This is a genomic window from Candidatus Curculioniphilus buchneri endosymbiont of Curculio glandium (assembly GCF_964275155.1).
Classification (GTDB): Bacteria; Pseudomonadota; Gammaproteobacteria; order Enterobacterales; family Enterobacteriaceae; genus Curculioniphilus; species Curculioniphilus buchneri.
On record NZ_OZ193413.1, the window covers coordinates 916,971 to 943,659 of the forward strand.

The 26,689-nt window shown below is 30.7% G+C and carries 14 protein-coding genes and 1 pseudogene; 14 read left to right on the plus strand and 1 reads right to left on the minus strand.

Annotated features, from left to right (window positions below; translation table 11 throughout):
• Positions 1 to 385: 385 nt before the first annotated feature.
• The 12 genes and pseudogenes from leuS (at position 386) to adk (ending at position 19,555) form a co-directional block, all read left to right on the plus strand.
• A complete protein-coding gene (gene leuS, locus ACICP0_RS02775; RefSeq protein ID WP_395479794.1) occupies positions 386 to 2,974 on the plus strand; it encodes a leucine--tRNA ligase in 2,589 nt (862 codons plus the stop codon).
• A 12-nt stretch (positions 2,975 to 2,986) separates the two neighbouring features.
• On the plus strand, positions 2,987 to 3,496 hold the full coding sequence (gene lptE, locus ACICP0_RS02780) for an LPS assembly lipoprotein LptE (RefSeq protein WP_395479796.1): 510 nt from the start codon (positions 2,987 to 2,989) through the stop codon (positions 3,494 to 3,496).
• Positions 3,497 to 3,530: 34 nt separating this feature from the next.
• Positions 3,531 to 4,565, plus strand: coding sequence for a DNA polymerase III subunit delta (holA, locus tag ACICP0_RS02785; protein ID WP_395479797.1), 1,035 nt, complete (start codon positions 3,531 to 3,533; stop codon positions 4,563 to 4,565).
• The gene (gene nadD, locus ACICP0_RS02790; protein WP_395479799.1) at positions 4,558 to 5,199 is read left to right on the plus strand and encodes a nicotinate-nucleotide adenylyltransferase; all 642 of its coding nucleotides are present in this window, start codon (positions 4,558 to 4,560) and stop codon (positions 5,197 to 5,199) included. The genes holA and nadD overlap by 8 nt, the downstream gene beginning before the upstream one ends.
• Before the next feature lie 576 nt (positions 5,200 to 5,775).
• Entirely contained in the window at positions 5,776 to 7,635 is a 1,860-nt protein-coding gene (gene mrdA, locus ACICP0_RS02795) for a peptidoglycan DD-transpeptidase MrdA (RefSeq protein ID WP_395479801.1), read from the plus strand.
• A 53-nt stretch (positions 7,636 to 7,688) separates the two neighbouring features.
• Positions 7,689 to 8,801, plus strand: coding sequence for a peptidoglycan glycosyltransferase MrdB (mrdB, locus tag ACICP0_RS02800; RefSeq protein ID WP_395479802.1), 1,113 nt, complete (start codon positions 7,689 to 7,691; stop codon positions 8,799 to 8,801).
• A gap of 676 nt (positions 8,802 to 9,477) precedes the next feature.
• Positions 9,478 to 10,149 (plus strand): lipoyl(octanoyl) transferase LipB, encoded by a 672-nt coding sequence (gene lipB / locus ACICP0_RS02805; RefSeq protein ID WP_395480258.1) that lies wholly within the window; start codon positions 9,478 to 9,480, stop codon positions 10,147 to 10,149.
• A 177-nt stretch (positions 10,150 to 10,326) separates the two neighbouring features.
• Positions 10,327 to 11,271, plus strand: a complete 945-nt coding sequence (gene lipA, locus ACICP0_RS02810; protein WP_395479804.1) for a lipoyl synthase — start codon at positions 10,327 to 10,329, stop codon at positions 11,269 to 11,271.
• A 3,114-nt stretch (positions 11,272 to 14,385) separates the two neighbouring features.
• Positions 14,386 to 15,471: pseudogene (dnaX, locus tag ACICP0_RS02815) on the plus strand (DNA polymerase III subunit gamma/tau); the annotation flags it as partial.
• A gap of 575 nt (positions 15,472 to 16,046) precedes the next feature.
• Positions 16,047 to 16,373 (plus strand): YbaB/EbfC family nucleoid-associated protein, encoded by a 327-nt coding sequence (locus ACICP0_RS02820; RefSeq protein ID WP_395479806.1) that lies wholly within the window; start codon positions 16,047 to 16,049, stop codon positions 16,371 to 16,373.
• Between the two features lie 456 nt (positions 16,374 to 16,829).
• On the plus strand, positions 16,830 to 18,713 hold the full coding sequence (htpG, locus tag ACICP0_RS02825; protein WP_395479808.1) for a molecular chaperone HtpG: 1,884 nt from the start codon (positions 16,830 to 16,832) through the stop codon (positions 18,711 to 18,713).
• 185 nt (positions 18,714 to 18,898) lie between these two features.
• Positions 18,899 to 19,555: an adenylate kinase gene (gene adk, locus ACICP0_RS02830; protein WP_395479810.1), complete on the plus strand. Its 657-nt coding sequence runs from the start codon at positions 18,899 to 18,901 to the stop codon at positions 19,553 to 19,555.
• Positions 19,556 to 20,348: 793 nt separating this feature from the next.
• On the opposite strand, the gene orn is transcribed toward adk, so the two are convergent.
• On the minus strand, positions 20,349 to 20,894 hold the full coding sequence (orn, locus tag ACICP0_RS02835; RefSeq protein WP_395479812.1) for an oligoribonuclease: 546 nt from the start codon (positions 20,892 to 20,894) through the stop codon (positions 20,349 to 20,351).
• Between the two features lie 771 nt (positions 20,895 to 21,665).
• On the opposite strand from orn, the gene asd reads away from it, so the two are divergent.
• Both asd and mscM read left to right on the plus strand, forming a co-directional pair.
• Positions 21,666 to 22,541: an archaetidylserine decarboxylase gene (gene asd, locus ACICP0_RS02840; RefSeq protein WP_395479814.1), complete on the plus strand. Its 876-nt coding sequence runs from the start codon at positions 21,666 to 21,668 to the stop codon at positions 22,539 to 22,541.
• Positions 22,542 to 22,574: 33 nt separating this feature from the next.
• Complete coding sequence (gene mscM, locus ACICP0_RS02845) at positions 22,575 to 25,883, plus strand: miniconductance mechanosensitive channel MscM (RefSeq protein WP_395479815.1); 3,309 nt, start codon at positions 22,575 to 22,577, stop codon at positions 25,881 to 25,883.
• Positions 25,884 to 26,689: the final 806 nt, after the last annotated feature.

Here is a 26,689-nt window from a genome sequence, read left to right on the forward strand (position 1 = left end):
ATCTCTTCTAACTTTCTCTTTCTGTTTTATATAGAATAACTTTTAATTTTCACGTTAGTTCCATGTAATTAAAATGCTACTTTAACTGAAGTATATTGATAATATGTAATCATCATATTGCAAGTAATATTAATTTACATTATTCATTCAGAGAAATGACTCCAAATTGGATCATATTGTGAAAAAAAATTTTTCGAGAAGATAATAGTCTAAATGTAAAAGTACAATATTCCACTATCATGACTTATATATTTCTTAAAAAATAATTCTAAAATTTTAAAACAGAATATTAATATAAGACAATAGCGCAGCTGCAATCTTATGCAGTATGTAATATATTATTATAAATAAACGTAAGTCTATTTATTAAGGATAATTGATTATCATGCAAGAATTTTATTCTCCAAAGGAAATAGAATCTTCTGTCCAAAAACATTGGAAGGAAAAAGAAACATTTAAGGTTGTAGAAGATCTAAGTAAAAAAAAATATTATTGCCTCTCCATGATACCTTATCCTTCAGGTAATTTGCATATGGGGCATGTGCGAAATTATACAATCGGCGATGTTATCGCTCGCTATCAGCGTATGTTGGGAAAAAACGTTCTACATCCTATTGGATGGGATGCTTTTGGATTACCTGCAGAAAGAGCGGCGATTAATAATCAGATTGCACCAGCACTTTGGACTTACTCTAATATTGCTTATATGAAAAATCAGCTTAAATTACTAGGTTTTAGTTACGATTGGAATCGTGAAATAATTACTTGTCGGCCAGAGTATTATCGATGGGAACAATGGTTCTTTACTTATTTATATAAAAAAAATTTAGTTTATAAAAAAACATCTGCAGTTAATTGGTGTCCTCAAGATCAGACAGTACTTGCCAACGAACAGGTAATTGAAGGTTGCTGCTGGCGCTGCAATACAAAAGTAGAACGTAAAAAAATTCCACAATGGTTTATGAAAATAACTAATTATGCTGATGAATTATTGTTAAATTTAGAAAATTTAAAAGATTGGCCAGAACAAGTAAAAACCATGCAACGTAATTGGATTGGACGTTCGGAAGGAATAGAAATTATCTTTTGCCTTACAGATGGTGCCGACAAGTTGACTGCTTACACTACTCGTCCTGATACCATAATGGGCATTACCTATATCGTCATAGCTTCAGATCATAAGTTATTATTAAAAGCCATGGAAAATAATCTAAAACTTGCCAAGTTTGTTCAGTCTTGCTGCTCTAATAAAGTTGCAGGAGAAGATATAGATATTATGGAAAAAGAAGGTATGTTCACTGGTTTATATGTTATCCATCCGCTGAACAACGAAATATTACCGATATGGGTTACCAATTTTTTTTTAATGCAAGACGATAACACGGATGCTCTTGTATCTGTACCGAGTCATAATCAAATTGATTGGGAATTTGCTCGTAAATATAATTTACCTATAAAATCAGTAATTCGAAATGAAGATGGTAGTGAACCAGATGTTCACGTACAGGCAATGACTAATAAAGGCGTTTTATTTAATTCTGGTGAATTTGATGGATTAGATTTCCAAGCTAGTTTTAATGCTATCTCCGATGCTGTGGTAGCACGTGGAATAGGAAAACGTAAAATCAATTATCGTCTTCGAGATTGGGGAATTTCTCGACAACGCTATTGGGGTACTCCGATTCCTATGATAACACTTGAAGATGGCACTATAGTACCAATACCGGAAGATCAGCTACCTGTTATACTCCCAGAAAATGTAGTCATGAAAAACATGTCTAATCCACTCAAAAAATTTTTTGAGTGGATCTGTACCACGTATAATGGCCGGCCTGCTCTTCGTGAAATCGATACCTTCGATACTTTTATGGAATCTTCTTGGTATCACGTTCGCTATACTTGTCCCACTTATGATTGCGGTATGTTAGATCCTGTCGCTGCTAATTATTGGCTTCCAGTAGATCAATATATCGGTGGTATTGAACATGCAATTATGCACCTAATGTACTTTAGATTTTATCACAAATTGTTACGAGATGCCGGACTAATAATCTCTGATGAACCAGCTAAGCGGCTACTTTGCCAAGGTATGGTGCTATCTGATGCATTTTATTATTATTCATCTACAAGTGGTGAACGAATCTGGGTATCTCCAGCTGATGTGAATATAAAGAGAAATAAAATAGGTCATATTATCAAAGCCACCGATTCTTCAGGAAGAAAACTAATTTACGCAGGCATGAGAAAAATGTCAAAGTCTAAAAACAATGGAATTGATCCAAACAAAATGATAGAAAAATACGGCGCTGATACGGTACGCCTATTTATGATGTTTGCCTCACCAACTGAAGCAACTCTTGAATGGCAAGAATCCGGTGTACAAGGATCACATCGATTTTTAAAACGCATGTGGAAGTTAGTATACAACTATATACAATTAAAGTCATCACATTTATTAGAAAAAGCCATGTTAAGTAATGTTCAAAGTAATCTACTTTGTGATATACATAAAACAATTGTCAAAGTAACTGACGATATTGACCGGCGACAAACCTTTAATACTGCCATTGCAGCTATTATGAAGCTAACTAATAAATTGGTGCGTGCTCAACAGAATACTAACCAAGATTGCGCTGTGTTACGAGAAGGTTTAATGGCGATCATTCAAATGCTTTATCCATTTACTCCACATATTTGCTTTACGCTCTGGAAGGTGTTAGGTGGTAAAGGAGACATTGATCATGCACCTTGGCCAATTGCAAACAATAGAATTATCATGAATAAATTTAAACAGATCATAATTCAAGTAAATGGAAAATTGCGAGGGAAAATTACTGTTTCCATAGATGCAGACATAAAATTAATTCGTCAATATGCTTTTAAAGAACATTTAGTAAAAAAATATTTGAAAGGAAAAACTATTCTAAAAGTAATATATGTACCAGGAAAAATCCTTAATTTAGTAGTAGATTAAGGAATGCATATTGTGCGCTTATTAGTTTTTTTATATCCTCTTTGTTTTGTACTGATGGTTATTTCAGGTTGTGGTTTTCACCTGAAAGATGCCATGGATTATCAAGTAGAAAATAACCAGAAAATTATAGTTTTGAATAGCTATGATCCATATGGACCATTAACTCGCGCTGTTCGTATGGCATGTCGTTTACACAACATTGCTATTGCTGATCCTACAGAGATTAAAAGCGAGACAGTGTCATCAGTGCACATTATAAATGCGTTAGAAAATCAAGTGAGTACCTCAATATTCCAAGATGGAACAATCGCTGAATATCAAATAATACTCAATGTACAGGCACAAATATGTAAACCTGGCAAGAATGCACACTCTATCAACGTTAAAATTTATCGCTCATGCTTTAATAACTTTTTAACAGCCCTAAACAAAAATCTTGACATAGATTCCATACGACAAGCTATGTATCAAAAAGCAGCACAACAACTGGTGCGTAAAATACTAACAATACATACCTATTAAAACATGTATTTTCATTCAATTGATAGATTAATTTATGATTCGAATTCATCCTGAACAACTTAGTGTGCAACTAAAACAATCATTATATCAATGCTATTTTTTACTGGGTAATGATCCATTGTTATTACAGGAAAGTCAAAATATCATTCGTAACCAAGCTAAAATACAAGGATTTAATGAAATTTTAAATCTAAAAATTAATATGAGTACTGATTGGGATTCTATATTCACATTTTGTCAATCTTTAAATATATTTTCCAGTCGACAAATTTTACTGTTGATTTTACCAGATAACAATATTTCTAGAACTATAGAAAATTGTTTACTTCAGTTAGCATCGTTATTACATAAAGATTTGCTCTTGATTCTACAAAGTAATAAATTAACTTATGCTCAAGAAAAAAGTGCTTGGTTTCAGTCAATTAAACGATATACAATATTGGTAAATTGTACTACGCCAGAAGAAACTCAATTACCAAAATGGATAGACAACAGGGCAAAGCAAATGAAATTAAAACTTGACGATGCCGTATGTCATCTTTTATGTTATTGCTATGAAGGTAATCTGTTAGCATTAGTTCAAGTATTAGAACAATTATCAATAATGTATCCTAATGAAAATTTGATCCTTCCGCAATTGGAAAATGTAGTTTATGACGCAACGTATTTTACGTTATTTCAATGGATTGACGCAGTGCTAGCAGGTAAAAAAAAACGTTCTATACATATATTACAACAATTAAAAAAAGAAGCTTTTGAACCAATGGCATTACTATATAGTATACAACGTGAAGTTTTGTTATTATTAACTTTGAAGCGACAAATGACTAATATACCAATACAGGATTTATTCAATCAATATAAAGTATGGCAGCATCGTCGTCTTTTAGTAATACAGGCATTGAAACGTCTTACATTAAATCAATTAAGAGACATAATCTCTTTAACGAGTAAAATAGAATTGACAATAAAGAAACATTACAATTATTGCCCCTGGCTTGATTTTAATGCACTAATATTACTATTATGTGGAGATGTTCTACCTAGGGTAATAATTAATCATGACTAACGATGCACTTATAACTTTTTATGGTGGAACTTTTGATCCTATCCATTACGGTCATTTAAAGCCTGTTATATCATTAGCACGTTTCTTAGATCTAAAAAAAATAATTATTCTGATTAGTAATATACCCTTATATCGATCAGCACCCATTGCTTCATTTTGGCAACGAGTAGAAATGGTACGTTTAGCGACTATCGAAATAGCCAATAATTTGTTTATCATTGATAAACAAGTATTACATAAGAGTTCTTCGTCTTGGATAGTAGAAATATTTAAAGCTTTACGACGACAACATGGCATTACAGTGCCAATTGCCTTTATTATAGGACAAGATTCGCTATTAACATTGCCAACATGGAAGTATAGTTGGGAACTATCAGGATTATGCCATCTTTTAGTATGCACACGTCCCGGCTATTCTAATCAATTAACTGATCGATATCATAATTATTCTTTAATTAAAAATCCTAATATTTTATATAAAAAACCATCTGGATTGATTTATTGTGCTACAACACCAAAATTTACTATTTCTTCTAGTAATATCCGAACACGCTATCAAGCGAATTTATCTTGTGAAAGCTTATTACCTGTTTCTGTTCAAGCTTATATTGATGAACAAGGATTATATCGTTAACATTATTAACATCGTATGTAATACAGATTGATATTTGATTGACTTAGACAGAATGTGAATGTATTTTTCTTTTACAGTAACTGGTTCTTATTAAGAATATTAACAATTTATAGTTCCATGAGATGAAATATCATTTTATAATGATAATAATCTAGATTATTAATCTAATATTATTATATCCAATAACAATTCACATTTATAATATATCACGATTATGCTATATTTGAAATAGCAGCTATTTTATGTCGTGAAGCTGTCATGATTTCATGCTGTTATGATTTATATAGTAGAACATCACCCAACTAGGATGATAGTTGGAACTTTGAAATTAAAATAAAATATCATAATAATGTCAGTTTATTACTTGGTTCAACTTCAATTTAAATTAGATTCGTAATGTAATTATTAATAACAAATCCCTGGTTTCTCAGTACTACATTTATAATATATTTATCAGTTTGGAGTGAATATGTGGCAATCATATAATTATATATTTATAATATTATGACTAATTATTTGTTTCTGGCATTATAAAGTAAGGCCGTGAAGATAGTTCATGTGAAATAATTTTGCTGAATGAAAATAAAATATAAACCCTTCCACGACTATTCAGCTGAATCAGCACTTTTTTTTCACCGAGCACTTGTAGCGCTCGCAGTGATTTTGCTGCTAACTGGAATATTAATCGCTAATTTATATCGATTACAGATAATCTGTTTTGAAAATTATCGTACTCGATCTAATGAAAACCGTATTAAATTACTGCCCATCGCACCTAGTCGAGGTATTATTTCTGATCGAAATGGAATCCCATTAGCACTTAATCGAACTATTTATCAATTAGAACTAGTGCCGGAAAAAGTAAATAACCTGAAAGAAACTATTAATTCCTTACGCTCAATAGTTGATTTAACAGATGATGAAATTGCTCTTTTTGAAAAAAAACGAAAACGTTCTCGCCATTTTTCTTCATTGCCGATTAAAATAGGCTTGACAGAAATACAAAAGGCCCGTTTTGCTATCAATCAATATCAATTTCCAGGTGTTGCAATAAAAGGTCTACAGCGCCGTTATTACCCCTATGGTACCTCACTAACACATGTCATTGGTTATGTATCTAGAATAAATAATTACAATATTAAATTATTAGATAAGCAAGGCATCTTATCAAATTATATTGCTACTCATAATATCGGAAAATTGGGTATTGAACGTTACTACGAACACATGTTACATGGTAAACCGGGTTACGAAAAGGTAGAAGTGAATAACCGTGGTCGAATTGTTCGACAATTATACGCACAGCCGCCACAGGCAGGAAACAACATTACTTTGACACTAGATTTAGAACTTCAGAAATACATAGAAACACTTTTAATTGGCAGCCGAGCTGCCGTTATAGTAGCTGATCCTAGAGATGGTGGCATTCGTGCGTTAGTATCTAACCCAAGCTATGATCCCAATTTGTTTGTTAACGGAATTTCCAGTAAAGCATATCATGCTTTACTAACAGATAAAAATTGTCCACTCATAAATCGCGTTACTCAGGGAGCTTATCCGCCAGCTTCTACGGTAAAACCATACATTTCAGTATCGGCACTAACCCTTGGTATAATCAATAAAAATTTTTTATTATTTGATCCTGGCTGGTGGCAATTACCCGGTTCAGCAAAGCGTTATCGAGATTGGAAACGATGGGGACACGGTTGGTTAAACATTACCAAAGCTTTAGAAGAATCGGCAGATACTTTTTTTTATCAAATAGCATATGATATGGGCATTGATCGATTATCCGAATGGATGACCAAATTTGGATATGGACAATCCACTGGTATAGACATTTTTGAAGAAGATGATGGAGTAATGCCAACCAAAGATTGGAAAATGCAACGTTTTAAACAACCCTGGTATAAAGGCGATACCATACCTATTGGTATTGGTCAAGGTTATTGGACTGCTACACCAATACAAATGTCTAAAGCATTGATGACGCTTATTAATGATGGTTCAACACGTATACCTCGATTATTGAATAGTACTTGGGAAAATGGTCAACAGGTACCTTATCGTCAAACCGAACATGTTCAAATTGGTGATCCTCATTCCATTTTTTGGAAAATTGCTAAAGACGGTATGTTTGGTGTAGCCAATCGTCCTAATGGAACAGCATGCAAAAGTTTTACCTCTACTCCTTATAAAGCAGCAGCTAAATCTGGAACAGCCCAAGTATGTAGTTTAAAAATTAATGAAACTTATAATATCCATAAGGTAGTAGAACGATTACGTGACCATAAATTGATGACTGCGTTTGCTCCATTTGAACATCCAACGGTGGCTGTGGTGGTAATTTTAGAAAATGGTGGCATTGGACCGACTGTAGGCACTATAACTCGTCAAATTTTAGATTATGTTTTATTAAAAAATAATAATCGTTAACTTATCGATACAGCTTATCTTTATTCTTCTAAAAAGAAAACTGTGAGTTAATTATGACTAATCGTTTAAAAAAAATTAGCTTGTGGGAAAAATTGCACACAGATGTTACACTTTTATTTTTTATAATATTATTATTAATATACAGTGTATTCATTATGTGGAGTGCAAGTGGACAAGATATATATATAATGAGAAATAAAATCATTCAGATTAGCATAGGACTTCTAGTAATGTTGGTTTTAGCGCAAGTATCGCCTCGAATGTATGAGTTTTGGGCTTCTTATCTATATATTTTTTGTATTTTTTTGTTAGGACTGGTAGAAGTGTATGGTCAGATCAGTAAAGGAGCACAGCGCTGGTTAGATCTAGGTTTTATTCGATTTCAACCATCAGAAATGGCTAAAATAGCTGGACCTCTCATGGTGGCACGATTTACTAATCGAAAAAATATTCCATTATCTTTAAAAGATACTATCTTTGCCTTAATATTAATTTTTATACCAGCACTATTAGTAGCAATGCAACCAGATTTAGGAACTTCGATTCTTATTGCTGTTTCCGGTTTATTGATATTATTTTTATCAGGTATGAGCTGGAAGTTAATTGCGACAGCAGCATTGTTAGTAACTGCATTTACTCCTATTTTATGGTTATTTTTAATGCATGATTATCAAAGAAATCGAGTGATGATGTTATTTGATCCTGCAATAGATCCACTTGGAGCCGGTTATCATATTATTCAGTCAAAAATTGCTCTTGGTTCTGGAGGCTTAACAGGAAAAGGTTGGTTACAAGGTACTCAATCACAATTAGAGTTTTTGCCGGAACGCCATACTGACTTCATATTTGCAGTCCTAGGAGAGGAATTAGGACTTATTGGAGTTTTAGTGTTACTTTTTCTTTATTTTGGTATAATTATCCGTGGTTTGACAATTGCAACGAGAGCACAAAACACCTTTAGTCGTGTCATAGCTGGTGGTTTAATGTTAATTTTATTTATTTATATATTTGTAAATATTGGTATGGTTAGTGGTATTATGCCAGTTGTTGGAGTCCCACTACCATTAATAAGTTATGGTGGTTCAGCATTGATCGTTGTAATGGCTGGCTTTGGTATCATTATGTCAATACATACGCATCGAAAGATGTTATCTAACAATTTATGAATGTGTATTTCATATAGCAATACAATATTCATTGCTATAATTTTAAAAGATTTTTATTAATTACTTTAAATAAATTGATATTTTATAAATATAAAGCTATAGGTGGTCTATGTGTACTAAATTTGATAAAAAATAGAAAATGAATTGTTGTACTTTACAAAAGTATGTTATCTATAATAAAGATCATGTCTGTTTGATAAAAAATAGATATTCCTGTGAATATTTTTATGATTCAACAACTTATTAAGTTATGTGTGCTTTTATTTTTTTATACATATTTTATTATATATACAAGAACTATAATAATTTATTTCAGTAAGTTAAAAAATAGTTTATATTTCAATAATATCTAAAAACTTCGTTGTCAATATATTAATATTACTTGATAAGCAATTATTTTTCTAGTGTATGATATCATGTCAGATATCGATTGAATATTTTTTCACTATGGGATTTAAGTAAAATTAAAGCCATATCTATTCACTGAATATTAGTTATTTATAAGATTGAAAGTTTATAATCAAATATGTTCTGAACATTTACCAAATGCCGATCGAAAAAGAAATGACTATTTATTTCCATGATTATTGCCATTTGTTTACATTAGTTCATTAAACAGTATGTTTTCTATAGTCCGTAATTAAGATTTCATGTATATATTTTAAAGTAGGAGTGTATTGTGTCAGATAGAGTGGTTGTGCGCCAGCTTGGTCTTCAAGAATTTGAGTTGGTTTCTCTGGCAATGCATCGCTTTACTGATATGCGAAATTCTGCCAGTGCTGATGAGATTTGGTTGGTGCAGCATCCACCAGTATTTACTGAGGGTAAGAAGGGTAAACAAGAAAAATCCGACAATATTTTAATGTCTGGAAATATTCCAATTATTTTGAGTGATCGGGGAGGAAAAATAACTTTTCACGGACCTGGTCAGCAAATAATGTACGTCCTTTTAGATCTTAGACGACGTCAGCTCGGGATTCGATCATTAGTGACTTTACTAGAACAAATAGTCATTTCTACCTTATCGAATTTCTCTATTGACTCTCATTCTTGTATCGACAAACCTGGTGTATATGTTGGTAATGAAAAAATTTGTTCACTTGGCCTGTGTATCCGAAACGGCTGTTCTTTTCATGGTCTAGCACTTAATGTAAAAATGGACTTAACACCTTTTCTTTTTATTAATCCTTGTGGTTATGCTGGTTTAAAAATGACACAAGTAAGTAATTTTTCTCCTGACACTGATATTGATGACGTTGTGCCAGTGTTATTAACAGAATGTTTACAAAAATTAAATGTAAGTTCTGGCAACATACAATCCTGGATTACTGCACAATATGGTATGTAATGCTGTACAATATATTATTGTTTAATGAATATCTATTTTGTTAAAATGACATTATCTATGCATGTTATAGAACGATATGTTCTAATGTAATATCTCAAGTTCATGTAATATTTGTGTCGTAAGCTAATTTCTTTGCTCTTCAAAATATTTAACTGCGAGGTTATATTTATACTATCCATGATTAAATCTATATATTTCAATACTGGTAAAAAAAATTTAATTCCTGTTAAAAGTATTACAGAAAATCATCAACTAAATTTGAATAAACCTTCCTGGTTAAAAATTAAATTTCCAGCTGACTCTACTCGTATTCAAGAAATTAAAGCAATTATGCGAAAAAATAGTTTACATTCTGTATGTGAAGAAGCTTCTTGTCCGAATTTATCAGAATGTTTTAATCATGGTACTGCCACATTTATGATTTTGGGCACGATTTGCACTCGTCGTTGTCCATTTTGTGATGTAGCGCATGGACGCCCTATTACACCAGATATCAATGAACCAGAAAGATTAGCACAGGCTATTTTTGATATGAAGTTACGCTATGTTGTAGTAACATCTGTTGACCGCGATGACCTCAGAGATGGAGGTGCGCAACATTTTACTAATTGTATTAGCGCAATCCGTAAAAAAAATCCTTCGATCCAAATTGAGATACTTGTACCGGATTTTCGTGGTCGCATGGAGCAAGCTCTAGAAATTATTAATATTACGCCACCAGATGTATTTAACCATAATTTAGAAAATGTACCTCGATTATATCGTCAAGTTCGTCCAGGTGCTAACTATAATTGGTCACTAAAGTTATTAGAAAGATTTAAATTAGCTAATCGACATTTACCGACGAAATCTGGTTTAATGTTAGGATTAGGTGAGACAAATGAAGAAATTATTGAAGTTATGCATAATTTACGTAACTGTGGTGTTACAATGCTAACATTAGGTCAATATTTGCAACCGAGTCGTCATCATCTCCCTGTCAGACGTTATGTTAGTCCGAAAGAATTTAATGAGATGAAAAAGGAAGCTCTAGCGATGGGATTTACCCATGCTGCTTGCGGACCTTTTGTACGCTCTTCTTATCATGCAGATTTACAATCTCAAGGGATTGAAGTGAAATAATTAATTTATAGACGATATAAAAAATCAAAATTGAATATTAAGTTTAAGGTAGATAAGATATATTTTAAAACTTTTTGAACTGAGCTGCTAAGATTTTTATTTAGAAATCTTTAGTATAAAAGGTAAAAGTTTTATATATAAAAATATATTTTTATTTACTAAAAATATATACTAATATTATTAGCTGTGATTCAAGGATTATAACATTTTTAATTTTTATTAATATTTTTCATTTTAGATATGAACTATTAAACATAGTAGAAAATAATTCTATATATTCACTTCTATTTTTTACAATCATTGAAACATTCAGTTACATTGTTTTATACTCTATAACGATCCTTTTCTTTTAAATTTCATCTAGATAAAATGAAATTTTTTAAAAATGAATGTATTAAAAATAGTTAATTATAATTAATAGAAATATTCTAATAACATATAATTATGTTGCATTAACAAACAATAACAATCAAGAAGTATATATAGATATTTGTTTTTTAAAGTAAATAATATATAAAATATTATTTAAGTTTTAATGATTAAGCATGTAATTTTGTATTTTATTGTTTACAATTTAGATTGGTTTTCTCTATGGGATTATAATATCGTACCAAACATGGTAAACCATTCAATAGTTATTTTTATATAACTTTTATATTTTCATTAATCGTAATATTTTAATAAGCTGATAGATATAATGTTTTAGCACTATAGTAGTAGTTTTTACTATCTACATAAATTATTTCAGTTAAAGCATATATTGTTATTATTTTTCTATATAATTTTGTATGTGAATAAAAAACAATCACATTACATAATCTATACAAATAAACTAAGTGCTATCAGTCTTAGTCAAAAACTAAGATACTGTCTTCCTAAAAATCCAATAATTAACATTATACAAATAATTATGAATACCAAATTAGTATTTTAAATATATATCAATATAGTTCAATTATATTAACTTTCGCTAAATCAGTTATATCAAAAATTTAAAATACATGTGTTAGAGTTAACAACTTATTGATGTAGAAAATATTATATCATTTGAATCTATATTAAAATTTAGAGTTTAATATTATATTTCTAATACAATACAAATATTCTAGTTTTAATTTACAAATATCATCAATTGATATCAATAACATTTTATTAAAAATTATTTGATTATATAAATATAGTTTACATTATTAGATTTTATATTCTTAAAATTTTTTCAAAAATACATCTGACTTGAAGTTTTCAAACTGTGAGAATACATGATATTGCAATATCAACATACTATTATTTATACTGACTATATCATCAACAAGATGAATTATGACGATTCATGAGCATAGAATATCGTTAGATGATATTCGATCATCACATAAAACAACTGATATAAATTAAAAAAATAATTGTTATAATAATATTTATACTAAATAATAAATTTATCTCTATTTTACAGAATAACTTATGTGATATAATTAATAATTATACAGTATTTTATCAATCAATAAATATTACTGATATAAATACGAAAATGAATAAAATGGTTATATATTAAATGATATCATTTATTAATATATTTTAATTGAACAGAATTTCAAATAAAACGCTATACATTATACATTATAATTATATAATTTGAAAGTTAGATTATAGATAATCACGCAATATCGATACTTCTCGTCGGCTATAATTGTAACGCAATATACAAAATAGACTCTTCTATGGCACCTATATATACTATAAACTATAATCAGATATTTACTATGATCTAAGACATATCCAAATTTAAGTTTATTATTAAGTTATATTTTATTATTTTTCAGATTATATTATTTTTCAGAATGTAAAGACAGACAACTATTATTATGAATATTTTAATTTAGACTAAATAACAACGTACCTATCATAGAATGATGATATATGCTCTCACTATAAAGAACATGTTCTAATTGTTAGATAATTATACGATATCTTTAATTTTAGTGATTTTATGCTTATTTTATGTTTTAAATTATTTGTGCATTTTACACGTTGTGTGTTTAACTTTATTGTATAAATATTATCATATTAACTTTATAAATTTATATTTTAGAATAATGTTATTCTGTTATAGATTGACTTAAAAAGTATACAATAAATAAGGCAATATATTTTTATATAGAAAACTGTTAGTGCCACTAATAATAATATGTTTTGAAAAAATTAATTTTTAGTGTCGTTTGACTCATTTAAAAATTTTTATAAAAATATTAGACATAATCGGTTTTAAACTATAAAATATAACATGTGATATGATATTTCATCACTCCATATTCATAATGCTTATTTCATTAACTAAAATAATCAATCATCAGTAGATATTAATATTTCGTGTTTTGATCATGTCAACTATGACAAATATATTTGGAATGTTATTCCAACAAATAACACCTGTTTTTATCATCCATAATCCAAAATTAAAGAAGATTACTTACTGGCTTAGTTTTATGATATATAAAACTTAAATGATCATCAAAAATGATGATATTTTTAGACATCTTGAATTTTAAGTTGCATTTAATGTCTTAATCTTGCTATAGATTACTAACTTATTTTAGTTAAAAAAATAAATCAGCCTTATTTATAATATAACATTTTATTTTCAATAATCATTCACTTATTAAGCTAAATACTTTTTTAATTATTATTAATGAATTATTGTAAAAATTTTAACTCAATCATCATCAGTATGACATGATATAATGTTCTGTCCATCATATTAGTTATGATGCTGTTACTAAGTTTGGTAACAGCACATTAAATTAAACAATTTATCACTAAAATAAGTAAATAGTACATTAAATATATTAAGGATTGTATTTCTTAAGTATGTTGCTAATAAATGATGGATATTTTCTCACTTAAAAAAAGCGCGTAATCCGTTCACTATAGATAAAATCAGTTAGAATCTGGAAAACAAGACAATATAGGTTTATAATTAATTTTTTATTTCATAGTGATACTATGTTTGAAGAATATTAGTGCACAATAAAATTATTAATGTACCAATTCATAAATCCAGCATTATATGGTGGATTTATGGTGAAACATGGTAACCATTCTAACTGTAATTCATAACTCATGAACTATCAAGTGCTTGCTCTTAAATGGCGTCCGAAAACATTCGAAGACGTAGTAGGTCAAAAACATATCTTAACTGCTTTAAAACATTGCCTTTCTCTAGGCAGAATTCATCATGCTTATCTTCTATCAGGCACCCGCGGTGTGGGTAAAACCACCATTGCCCGACTGTTAGCTAAGGGGTTAAATTGCGAAACTGGTATTACAGCTATTCCTTGCTGTCAATGTAAGAATTGCAAAGAAATTGAGCAAAGTCGTTTCATTGATTTAATCGAAATAGATGCTGCCTCTCGTACGAAAGTTGAGGATACTCGAGAACTTTTAGATAATGTTCAATACGCTCCGGCATGTGGCTCTTTTAAAATTTATCTTATTGACGAAGTTCATATGTTATCCAGACATAGTTTTAATGCATTGCTTAAAACTTTAGAAGAGCCACCACCACATGTTAAATTTTTACTAGCTACTACTGATCCACAAAAACTACCAATGACCGTACTTTCTCGATGTCTACAATTTCATTTAAAAGCGCTTGATGTTACACATATTAGAGATAGACTTGTTTTCGTACTTCAACAGGAAGGAGTGAAAACAGAGTTTCGTGCTCTACAATTAATCGCTCGTGCTGCTATGGGTAGCATGCGTGATGCTCTTAGTTTAACTGATCAGGCTATCGCTATGGGACAAGGAGTAATTAATTGGGATTGTGTCAACCAAATGCTTGGATTAATAAATACTGAGCAGCCGCTGATACTTATTGAAGCAATAGTGTCTTCTGACAGCAACAAAATGATGGAACAACTCGAGCAGTGCTATGCCCGTGGAATAGACTGGGAACAACTGTTAGTAGAAATGCTATCTTTGCTACATCGTATTGCAATGGGTCAATTATTATCTAATGAATTACATGATGAAGAAGAGCAAAGTATACAACGACGTTTGCAGAAATTAGAACAATGTATTCCTCCGACTGATTTGCAATTATACTATCAAATTATTTTGATTGGACGTAAAGAACTCCCTTATGCACCAGATCAGAGAATGGGTGTAGAAATGACACTATTACGTGCATTAGCATTTCATCCTACGGTAGATGATGTTAGGTCAGACACCAATACACACAGATAAATAAAAATAAAAAAATACATAATAGACAAATGAAAAATTAGGAATCCTAATATTATCACTCCATCTGTACTATATTACATACGATACTAAAACATGAAAATTATAGAATTATGTATTACACCTAGTAATAAAATCACTTAAAAGTCAACTCTAAGCAAAACAGGTTCAGTGTAAGAATATTAATAAATTAATAGCCTTATAAATTTTAAAAGTCAATCGCACTCTATAAAATTTTTTCTTACATAGATGTTGTTCAAAACATTATTTAAATTTTTGATATTACAAAATATTGAATGGATAACTATAAGATTTGATAAAGTTATTGATTCCTAAAAAAAAGGATGCTGCATCTGGAAATAAATACATCATTGTAACAGCAACACAAAACATATCTAAGATCATCGATCTTATGTATAGAAAAAATTCAGATCATATCAAACAATTTAGACTGTTTGAGAATGTTTATTCTGAATTAAATACAAAAAACTAGCATTACGTAATTGTACATACATATAATTTTAGAGAGCAGACGTATGTTTGATAAAAGTGGCATAGACAATCTAATGAAACAAGCTCAAAAAGTGCAGGAAAGAATACAGCAAGTTCAGAAAGAAATCTCGAAACTAGAAACAACTGGTGAATCAGGAGCTGGTTTGGTAAAGGTAACTATTAATGGTATGTATCAATGCCGTAGCGTTAAAATAGATTCTCAAGTTATAGAAGAAGAACACGATATTTTAGAAGATTTAATTGCTGCGGCAATTAATGATGCTACACGTCGCATATCTGACATCCAAAAAGAAAAAATGGCATCTATGTCTAATGGAATACCACTTCCTTATGGTCTTACAATTCCATAATATTAAGATTACCTTAATAAAAATACAATCAATAACATTCTTTTCGGTAAGAATATTTGATTAAAAAGCATCAAATTTACAATTCCAAGGAATTATGGATAAAATATCCACATGATTGTCAATCAATTATATTAAGATATTTAGTAATTCAACTATCAACTGATTTTAAATAAATGGTAAACGTTTTGTATGAATCAATTAATACAATGAATAAACTAATGTAGCTCGGATGTACAGCATTGCGACTAAGTACAAACAATAGCTAGCATTAAAAGTATGCTAGCAATATTACAATGTTTTTTAAAAGATAAAAAATTCCAATTATTTCAATACAAGCACATTACTAATGTGATATGTATTCCTTTTTTTTAGTTGATGCTTGAAATATTTTAATTTAATCCCATTATTATTTTAAACAATTGATTAGTTTCATTTTAAAGTAAGGTACAATATAGTATGACAGGACAAGAAACTCGCGGATTTCGATCTGAAGTAAAGCAATTATTGCATTTAATGATCCATTCGCTTTATTCCAATAAAGAAATTTTTCTTCGAGAACTTATATCCAACGCTTCAGATGCAGCGGATAAACTGCGTTTTATGGCCCTTTCAAAACCAGAATTATATGAGGGAGATACTGAGCTGCGTATCCGTTTATCTTATGACAAAGACAAACGCATAATTACTTTACATGATAACGGTATTGGTATGCATCGTGATGAAGTAATTGATAACCTAGGAACAATTGCTAAATCTGGAACAAAAACATTCCTTGAATCTATAAAGTCTGATCAAGTAACAAATAGCCAATTGATCGGTCAATTTGGTGTTGGATTTTATTCTTCTTTTATAGTATCTAAAAAAGTTACCGTAAAAACTCGAGCAGCTGGTGCTAATATAGGAGTATTGTGGGAATCAACTGGTGAGGGAGAATATACCATTTCAGATATAATTAAGCCGGAACGAGGAACAGAAATTATTTTACATTTACGCGAAAATGCAAGTGAATTTCTAGATGATTGGCGGCTTAAAGGCATTATCAATAAATATTCTGATCATATATCTTTACCAGTAGAAATCAAGACGCGTAAAATAAATAAAACAGACGATAAAGACGAAGAAATCGTTTATATTTGGGAACAAATCAATAAAGCACAGGCGCTCTGGACCCGTAATAAGAACGATATCAGCGATGAAGAATACAAAACATTTTACAAAAATTTTTCTAACGATTCTGAAAACCCGCTAATTTGGAGCCATAATCGTGTTGAAGGAACGCAAGAATATATTAGTCTCCTTTACATTCCAGCACAAGCACCCTGGGATTTATGGAATCGTGATCATAAACATGGATTGAAACTTTATGTTCAACGTATCTTTATCATGGACGATGCAGAACAGTTTATGCCTCGTTATCTGCGATTTGTAAGGGGTCTTATTGATTCCAACGACTTGCCATTAAATGTATCTCGTGAAATTTTACAAAATAGTCATGTTACACAAAATTTAAAAAATGCACTGGTGAAGCGTGTCTTATCAATGTTAGAAAAATTAGCTGAAGACCATAAAGAAAAATATCAATTGTTTTGGCAGAAGTTTGGATTAGTTCTGAAGGAAGGACCTGCAGAAGATCTTACAAATAAGGAAATCATTTCTAAATTGTTGCGTTTTTCTTCCACACATAGCGAAGATGCTATACAAAATGTATCGCTGCAAGAATACAGAAAGAGAATGATAGAAAATCAAGAAAAAATTTATTACGTTACTGCTGATAGCTATATTGCTGCTAAAAGCAGTCCGCATTTGGAACTCCTAAGAAAGAAAAACATTGAAGTACTGCTGTTGTCTGATCGTATTGATGAATGGATGATGAGTTATCTGACAGAATTCGACGGTAAGGCATTTCAATCAATCAGTAAAGTCGATTCATCTCTTGATAAACTAACAAATGAAGAAATTAAAGTTCAAAAAGATACCGATAAAGTATTAGAACCTTTTGTAAATCGCGTTAAATCTTATTTTGGTGAGCGAATTAAAACAGTTCAATTAACATATCGTCTTATGGATACACCGGCAGTCGTTGTTACTGATGCTAATGATATGACTACACAAATGGCTAAGCTATTTGCGGCTGCGGGTCAGTCTACTCCTGAAATAAAATATATCTTTGAGCTTAATCCAGAGCATGCACTAGTAAAACGTGTTGCCCATATTGATGACAACAAAATTTTTGGAGAATGGATGGAACTATTCTTAGATCAAGCATTATTAGCTGAACGTGGTTCATTGGAAGATCCAAATCAATTTATCCGTCGTGTTAATCAACTATTAAGCTCTTAGTTAATAATTATTCAAAAATAAATTTCTACTGTATTGCATTAAATACAGACATATATTGATGAATTTTAATTTTTTAAACTATTTTGAGATTAAAAAGTCACATTATTAAATAATATGGAAGTTTTATCTATAATAGGTTGTATTATTTTTTAGCTTTTATAATATTTTTAAGGAAATTTTTCTTAATGCGTATCATTCTTTTGGGCGCTCCTGGAGCTGGTAAGGGCACTCAAGCACAATTTCTTATAAAGAAGTACAACATTCCTAGAATTTCTACTGGCGACATGTTACGAAATGTATTGAAGATGAAATCTAAATTTAATAAACATTTTATCGATTCTGGTAAACTAGTTAGTGATGACTTAGTTATCTCACTGGTAAAAAATCGGATCAATCAAAATGATTGTTGTAATGGTTTTTTACTAGATGGCTTTCCTCGTACCATTCCACAAGCAATGGCTATACATGATATAAGCATAAATTTCGTACTAGAATTTTCGATACCGGACACATTGGTTATTGATCGTGTAATAGGCCGACGGATGCATATACCCTCTGGTCGGGTATATCATATTAAATTTAATCCACCTAAGCAAGAAGGTAAAGATGATATGACTGGTGAATCTTTGACTATCCGTGAAGATGATCGAGAAAACATTATACGTCAACGCTTGATAAGCTATCATCAAAATACAGTGCCTTTGATCAATTTTTATAAAAAAAGAGCAGATGAAGGATATATTAATTATTTTGTTATTGATGGCACACAAACAGTAGAGGAGATTAATGCTAAACTATCTCGTGTTTTAAATAATGGTAAGTCATTAAAAACGCCATCCTAGTATCATTTAAATAATATGTCATATTTTCTATATATTCATTTAATTAATTTTAAAGTTAATGGTTTATAAAAACTATTACAAATAGTGTTAATTGAATTCACAATGAAACATTGTTTATATAGATTCGACATCTAACTGATATATTGATATAAATCACATTAGTCTTAATGATGTTGATCATGTCAAATACCTAAGATAAAATCTTAAACATATCTTTTTTATATCATAAGAAGGTTATATAAATTTTGTCACAATGACATCATCATTTTCTTTCTAAAAACAGATCAATAAAATTGAAATCCGAAAAACTATACAATTCTATATAGGATTGTATAGAGCGCCATGTTTGGTCAATAGTCTAAGTATAGGACAGAATCCTATTCTCTCTAATAATTTAGATCTTTGAAAATTAAAGATAGATAGTCTGATGTATTAAATTACATATCATCAAGATTTAATAAAAAATGGATTGTTAAAAACTATCTATCAATGCAATACTATATCTAATAGTAGTCTTTTGCATGCCATATGATAAATACATTCGTTCTTATTTTCCATATATTTAGTTGTTTTAATTCAAATCGTAACATGGCATTATTCAATGATGATTATATTTACAGTTGTAATTTTATAAAATTTCTTTTTATTAAAATACGTTATATAAAAACATGATATTACCTACATAATAATCATTATGTGGCATATATTGCATTTTAAAGCACAGCTTACTGAAGTAGAATGATCATGACTGAGATATAATACATAACATACAATATATGATTATGGATAAAAATTAAAGACAAATAAAATACTTTCGATAGTAAGATAATTCTGCTACCGATTCACGAATATCATCTAATGGATGATGGGTATTTTTCTTTTTAAAACCAGATAGAATTTCAGGTTTCCATCGATCTACTAAAAGTTTTAGAGTACTTACTTCAAGATAACGATAATGAAAATAAGCTTCTAAATTAGGCATATATCGAAATAAAAATCGTCTATCTTGACCAATGCTATTACCACAAATAGGTGACTTTCCGATAGGTACCCATTTAGAAATAAACATTAGCGTTTGTTCTTCTGCCATCTTCTCATTTAATTGACTGCATCGAACGCGATTTATCAATCCATTAGCGGTGTGGGTACATATATTCCATTCATCCATTAATTTTAAATGTTTTTCAGGTTGAAATATTGCTAATACTGGACCTTCTGCAAGAATATTTAGATTTTTATCGGTAATTAACGTTGCAAGTTCTATGATGCGATTATATTCAGGAGATAATCCGGTCATTTCCAAATCAATCCAAATTAAATTTTGATCACTTATTGGCATATTATTCATCTTAATGATGGATTACATAGTTTATTCAAAATAATAATTTTTATTATCTTCATGAGTAATTTATATTCATATTAAAGTATGTTTAAAGCTATTGTATCACTGTATTTCATGCTATGAACACTGGAAAATTTTTAGAAGATTAGGTGATAGATATTATCTATGATACACTTTATACTATAAATGATCTATTATAAATAGACGATATTATTGATCATTCTTTCTTCATTTATTTGAAATAATATAAATAATAAGATGGTAGAATGAAATAAATAGGTCATATCAAAAAAATTTATTTAGAGTAATACTGTCAATAAAATTTATTTAGAGTAATGCTGTCAATGGATATCTCTATTTTTTAAAAAAAATGAAGTAAAAAGCTTAATTTGCTTAACAAATAATTTTTTAAAATTAATCAATTTGTTAAAAAAATACTGGTACTTAATCGTGCAAACACTTTTAAGTGATGGTAATTAAATACAATATAAAAGATAAAAGATGGAAAATAAGAGAAATTGATGTAAACATTTTATATTGCTATAGTTATAGTGATGTAATTAATTTTTTATTTTAATGAAAATTCAGTTTATAAATATTGGTCTTTTAAGAATAACGTCACTATTTAATTGCAATAGATATCCATTAGTCTAAGATATACTGAATATATATAATATGAGAAGTTTAATCATTAAATAACTGATGTTCATTTCTTCTACCAAGAATACAAAAAGCCTTTTAACAAACTAATAACGTACGAGGCTCCTTGTGCTGTACAAAATAAAAATAGTAATCCAACATTTATTACCTAAACTGTGGCTTACAAAGCTAGTCGGTTGGGGCGCAGAACGCCAGGGTAGGTGGTTAACGCGCAGTATTATCATGCTTTTTGTACGAATATACCATGTTGACATGCAGGAAGCTCAACAACCAGACATAGCTACTTACTCAACTTTTAATGATTTTTTTGTACGATCGTTACGCAGTGGCTCCCGTCCTATTAATACTGATCCTAATGTATTAGTATTACCTGCAGATGGAATACTTTCTCAATTTGGACAAATTAAAGATAAATGGATATTTCAAGCAAAAGGACATCATTATAGTTTAAAAGCATTGTTAGTTGGAAGAGAAGAACTAGTCGCTCACTTTCTTGACGGCAACTTTTCTACAACATATTTAGCTCCAAAAGATTATCATCGCGTGCATATGCCTTGTGATGGTGTGCTGCGCGAAATGTTACATGTTCCAGGAAATTTATTTCCAGTTAATCTAACAACCGTATCGAATATCGCTAATTTATTTGCTCGAAATGAGCGGATCATTTGTGTATTTGATACTAATTTTGGACCAATGGCACAAATTTTGGTCGGAGCAACTATTGTTGGAAGTATCGAGACAGTTTGGGCTGGAACCGTTATACCACCACGAAAGCGAAATGTTCAACGCTGGCTTTATCCTACAGCAGATTCTGTTGAAGCAATAGTATTACTGAAAGGACAGGAGATGGCGCGTTTTAAGATTGGATCAACTGTTATTAATCTTTTTTCTGGTAAGCACGTATTGTTAAGTGATCATCTGTACATTCGGTGTATTACCCGAGTTGGACAAAAATTAGCCTACGGTACCGTGAAAAAAGACTAACATACTAACAGTAATTTCTGGTTAATAAGAGCCATGTTACCTTTTTACCTGATTATGCTGTTTCTTTTTGGATGGTTATGTGCCACCCCAGCTTTCACTGCTGCATTTTCTGACGAAAATCAGATTAAAAAAACTTTGCAACAAACACGAGATAGCAAAACTACTCCTAACCAAATGGCTATTATTGAAGCGCTTCAATCGGCCTTAAATAATATTGCTGAAGGAAAAGCGTCCAAAGCTAAAATAAAAGAATATCAAACAGCTATTGATGATTTTTCAACACTAACACGTCAGTTATGGATTGAAAAAGATCGTACTTTAGATACTTCTATCAATATTAATTCAGACCTTTCTAAAAGAAGTTTGAATCAATTACTTTTTCAAGCTAACAATCAATTAATAGATTTATCCGGTCAGCTACAACATGAGCAAGATCAAACATGTGCTATTAGCGATTCGCTCAGTTTATTACCTCAACAACGAACTGAAGCACGAAAAGTAATGAATGATATCAAACTTCAATTGCAAACACTACCAATTCCTAAAACTCCACTGGAGAAAGCAAAATTTAATGCTCTTCAAACAGAATATACCACTCGTCAATTAAAAGTAGAAGAATTAGATCTTGCACAACTAAGCGCTAATAATCGACAGGCACTATCTCGACTACGCACCGAATTCTTAAAAAAAAGTTATGATCAAGTAGATCATACTTTACAAACACTGCGAAATCAGATTAACAGTTTACGTCAGCAAGAAGCAGAGCAAGCTTTAGAGCATACTGAAATGTTGGCAGAACAAGTTGGAACGTTACCAAAGTCAATCAGTGATCTATTTAAAACTAATCGTGAACTCTCTATTACACTAAACAAACAAACTCAACGGATGAATCTTATTGCTTCACAGCAACGCCAAGCCGCATCACAAATCTTACAGGTACGCCAGGCACTAAGCACGTTACGTGAACAAGCACAATGGCTTGGAGAGTCTCCAGCCTTAGGAGAAACCCTACGAGCTCAAGTATCTAGACTACCAGAGATGCCGAAATCACAACAGCTTGATAGCGATATGGCACAGTTGCGCTTTCAGCGCCTTCATTTTGAAGAATTAATGAATAAACTACCTCAATTAACTCATGGCATAGAAAATGATAGTTTACATCTGATTCCAGAACATCGACATATTCTTGATACACAATTGGCTATCCAGCGCAATGTACTTAATTCACTGTTAACTGGTTGCGATACTCAAATTGTAGAATTAACCAAACTTAAAGTTGCTAATGGCCAGCTTGAAGAAGCAATGAAAGAAATTAAGGAAGCCGCTCACCGATATCTTTTTTGGGTAGCTGATGTCAATCCAATTAGCGTATCTTTTCCACTGCAAGTAGGTCAAGATTTGCGTCGATTGCTAACGTTGGATACATTTAATCAGATTACTAATGCACTTGTTATGATGTTTACCAGCCAGGAAACACTAATTTTAATATTTTGTGCTTTGCTATTAGTTGGTTTTAGTCTCAGTTCACGCCGTCATTACTATACATTTCTTGGACGTTCTAGCGGACGAGTGGGAAAAGTTAACCAGGACCATTTTTACTTAACTTTACATAACGTATTTTGGTCTATATTAGTAGCGTTACCGCTTCCGGTATTGTGGGCTGCATTAGGCTACGGTTTACGTCATGCTTGGCCCTACCCAGTGGCAGTAGCTATTGGATATGGTGTGAGTGCTACAGTACCAGTATTATTAGCTTTCATGGTATGTGCTTATTTTGCGCATCCTCTTGGATTATTTGTAGTGCATTTTGGATGGCCACAGCAACAAGTAAAACGTGCATTGCGTCATTATACATTATCTGTTGGAATGATCGTTCCACTAATGATGATGCTGATTACCTTTGATAATTATAGCGATCGGGAATTTGTTGGCACTCTGGGAAGATTATGTTTTGTGTTGTTTTGTGCTTGCTTATCGTTGGTAACTAGCAGTTTAAAACGTGCAGGATTGTTATTATACTTGGACAAGTATGCAGCAAAAGATAATGTTGTAAATCGTTCTTTATGGAATTTGATGATCTGTGCACCTATCGTTGCAGCGTGTTCAGCTTGTTTAGGCCGTTTAGCTACTGCACAAGCCCTATTGGCACGTTTGGAAACGTCAGTGGCTATTTGGTTTTTATTGCTGATTATTTATCACATTATCCGACGTTGGATGTTTATTCAACGTCGACGTATTGCTTTTGAACGTGCCAAACAACGACGTGCAGAAATGCTTGCACAAAGAGCACGCAATGAAGATTTATCTCAATCACAGTTGAATGAAGCTGCTGCTGAAGTAGATGAAAAAGTGTTAGATCTTGATACTATCAGTGCTCAATCTCTACAACTTGTACGTTCCATATTAGCATTAATTGCACTAATATCTGTGATATTATTATGGTCTGAGCTACATTCAGCATTTGGGTTTTTAGAGAATATTACTCTTTGGGATGCAACTAATACCATACAAGGTGTGGATAACGTGCAACCGATTACATTAGGTGCTGTTTTAATTTTTATTTTAGTTTTAATCATAACAACTCAGATGGTACGAAATCTTCCTGCTCTTTTAGAACTTGCGCTATTGCAGCATTTAGATCTTACGCCAGGTACTGGTTATGCTATCACCACTCTGACAAAATATGCTCTTATGATTGTCGGAGGAATAATTGGTTTTGCCATGATAGGTATTGAGTGGTCTAAATTACAGTGGTTGGTTGCAGCCTTAGGAGTAGGGCTAGGATTTGGTTTACAGGAAATTTTTGCTAATTTTATTTCTGGTCTGATGATTCTATTTGAAAAACCAATTCGGATCGGTGACACCATTACAATTCATAATTTGACTGGTAATGTCACTCGAATTAATACTCGAGCTACAACCATTACCGATTGGGATCGAAAAGAGATTATTATTCCTAATAAAACTTTTATTACTAAACAATTTGTTAATTGGTCATTGTCGGATACAGTCACACGTGTCGTACTAAACGTTCCGGCTCCTGCAGAAGCTAATATTGAACAGATCACCCATATTCTAGTACATGCAGCACGTCAATGTCCTTTAGTTTTAGAGATTCCAGCACCAGAAGTATTTTTAGTTGATTTACAGCAAGGACTTCCTTTGTTTGAATTGCGTATGTACGCTGCTGAAATGGGACACCGTATGCCACTACGCCATCAGGTACATATTCTTGTGTTAGCAGGATACCGAGAACATTCCATTGAATTACCTTTTCCACCTTTTCAATTTCGTCATGATAAGATATATGGCGAAAATGCATTTTATTGTCATATAAAATAAAAATGGATCGCCTAAATTATTATTTTTATATTTATGATAATCATAACAATGAATATATTAAGATCTTTATTATTTATTTCTAATATACTAGAAATATCTCAGTATGAAATTAAATATTTGTAATGTTTTGAAAAGTATATTATACTCCAAAATTTTTTTTAAAAAACCATAAAAGTGTTAATAATTATTAACTAATAAAACATTTAATAACATAAAGACAACTCAAAACTACTAAGTAATCTCATTGTGAAATGGAAAGAATTGCTTTTGATTATTTTAATTTTTTGTATTTTTTTGTGTATGATCACTTATATGTAAAAATATTAGATAAATGTTATTATATTCTTAATTAACATCGTACTTTATTTATTAATAGATAGCACATATAAGTGTAAATTGAATTGACTGATTAAGATCAATAAAATTAAAATATTAGAAATATATAATTTAAAAAAGAATTTAATTTCATTAAATTAGTTTAATATCCATTAAAAACAAGTATTTTTAAAAGATTACTAACTACGTAAATATTCGTGATTAAACATATGTTATAATTAAAACAGGCATACGATTGCTCTCTTAAAAAAGAAGAGAGTCAACAATGAAAGATTATTAAGTGGTATGTTGTTATGTACTAAAATTTTAAAAAGATATTTCGATTTTAAGTATATAATCCATTTTATGTTAAAATAACATTTATTAACATATGATTAAACAATCTAAAATAATAGATATTCTTTATCTTGTTCACATTAAGCTAATTTTATTTAAAACGTAAAATTTTTAAAATTAAAGAGTAATCAATT

Bases quoted from the DNA above. Each gene is read 5' to 3' on its own strand.
- ACICP0_RS02820 (WP_395479806.1), top strand. From the start codon at position 16,047: ATGTTTGATAAAAGTGGCATAGACAATCTAATGAAACAAGCTCAAAAA.
- mrdB (WP_395479802.1), top strand. From the start codon at position 7,689: ATGACTAATCGTTTAAAAAAAATTAGCTTGTGGGAAAAATTGCACACA.
- mscM (WP_395479815.1), top strand. From the start codon at position 22,575: ATGTTACCTTTTTACCTGATTATGCTGTTTCTTTTTGGATGGTTATGT.
- lipA (WP_395479804.1), top strand. From the start codon at position 10,327: ATGATTAAATCTATATATTTCAATACTGGTAAAAAAAATTTAATTCCT.
- adk (WP_395479810.1), top strand. From the start codon at position 18,899: ATGCGTATCATTCTTTTGGGCGCTCCTGGAGCTGGTAAGGGCACTCAA.
- leuS (WP_395479794.1), top strand. From the start codon at position 386: ATGCAAGAATTTTATTCTCCAAAGGAAATAGAATCTTCTGTCCAAAAA.
- mrdA (WP_395479801.1), top strand. From the start codon at position 5,776: ATGAAAATAAAATATAAACCCTTCCACGACTATTCAGCTGAATCAGCA.
- nadD (WP_395479799.1), top strand. From the start codon at position 4,558: ATGACTAACGATGCACTTATAACTTTTTATGGTGGAACTTTTGATCCT.
- orn (WP_395479812.1), bottom strand. From the start codon at position 20,894: ATGCCAATAAGTGATCAAAATTTAATTTGGATTGATTTGGAAATGACC.
- holA (WP_395479797.1), top strand. From the start codon at position 3,531: ATGATTCGAATTCATCCTGAACAACTTAGTGTGCAACTAAAACAATCA.
- htpG (WP_395479808.1), top strand. From the start codon at position 16,830: ATGACAGGACAAGAAACTCGCGGATTTCGATCTGAAGTAAAGCAATTA.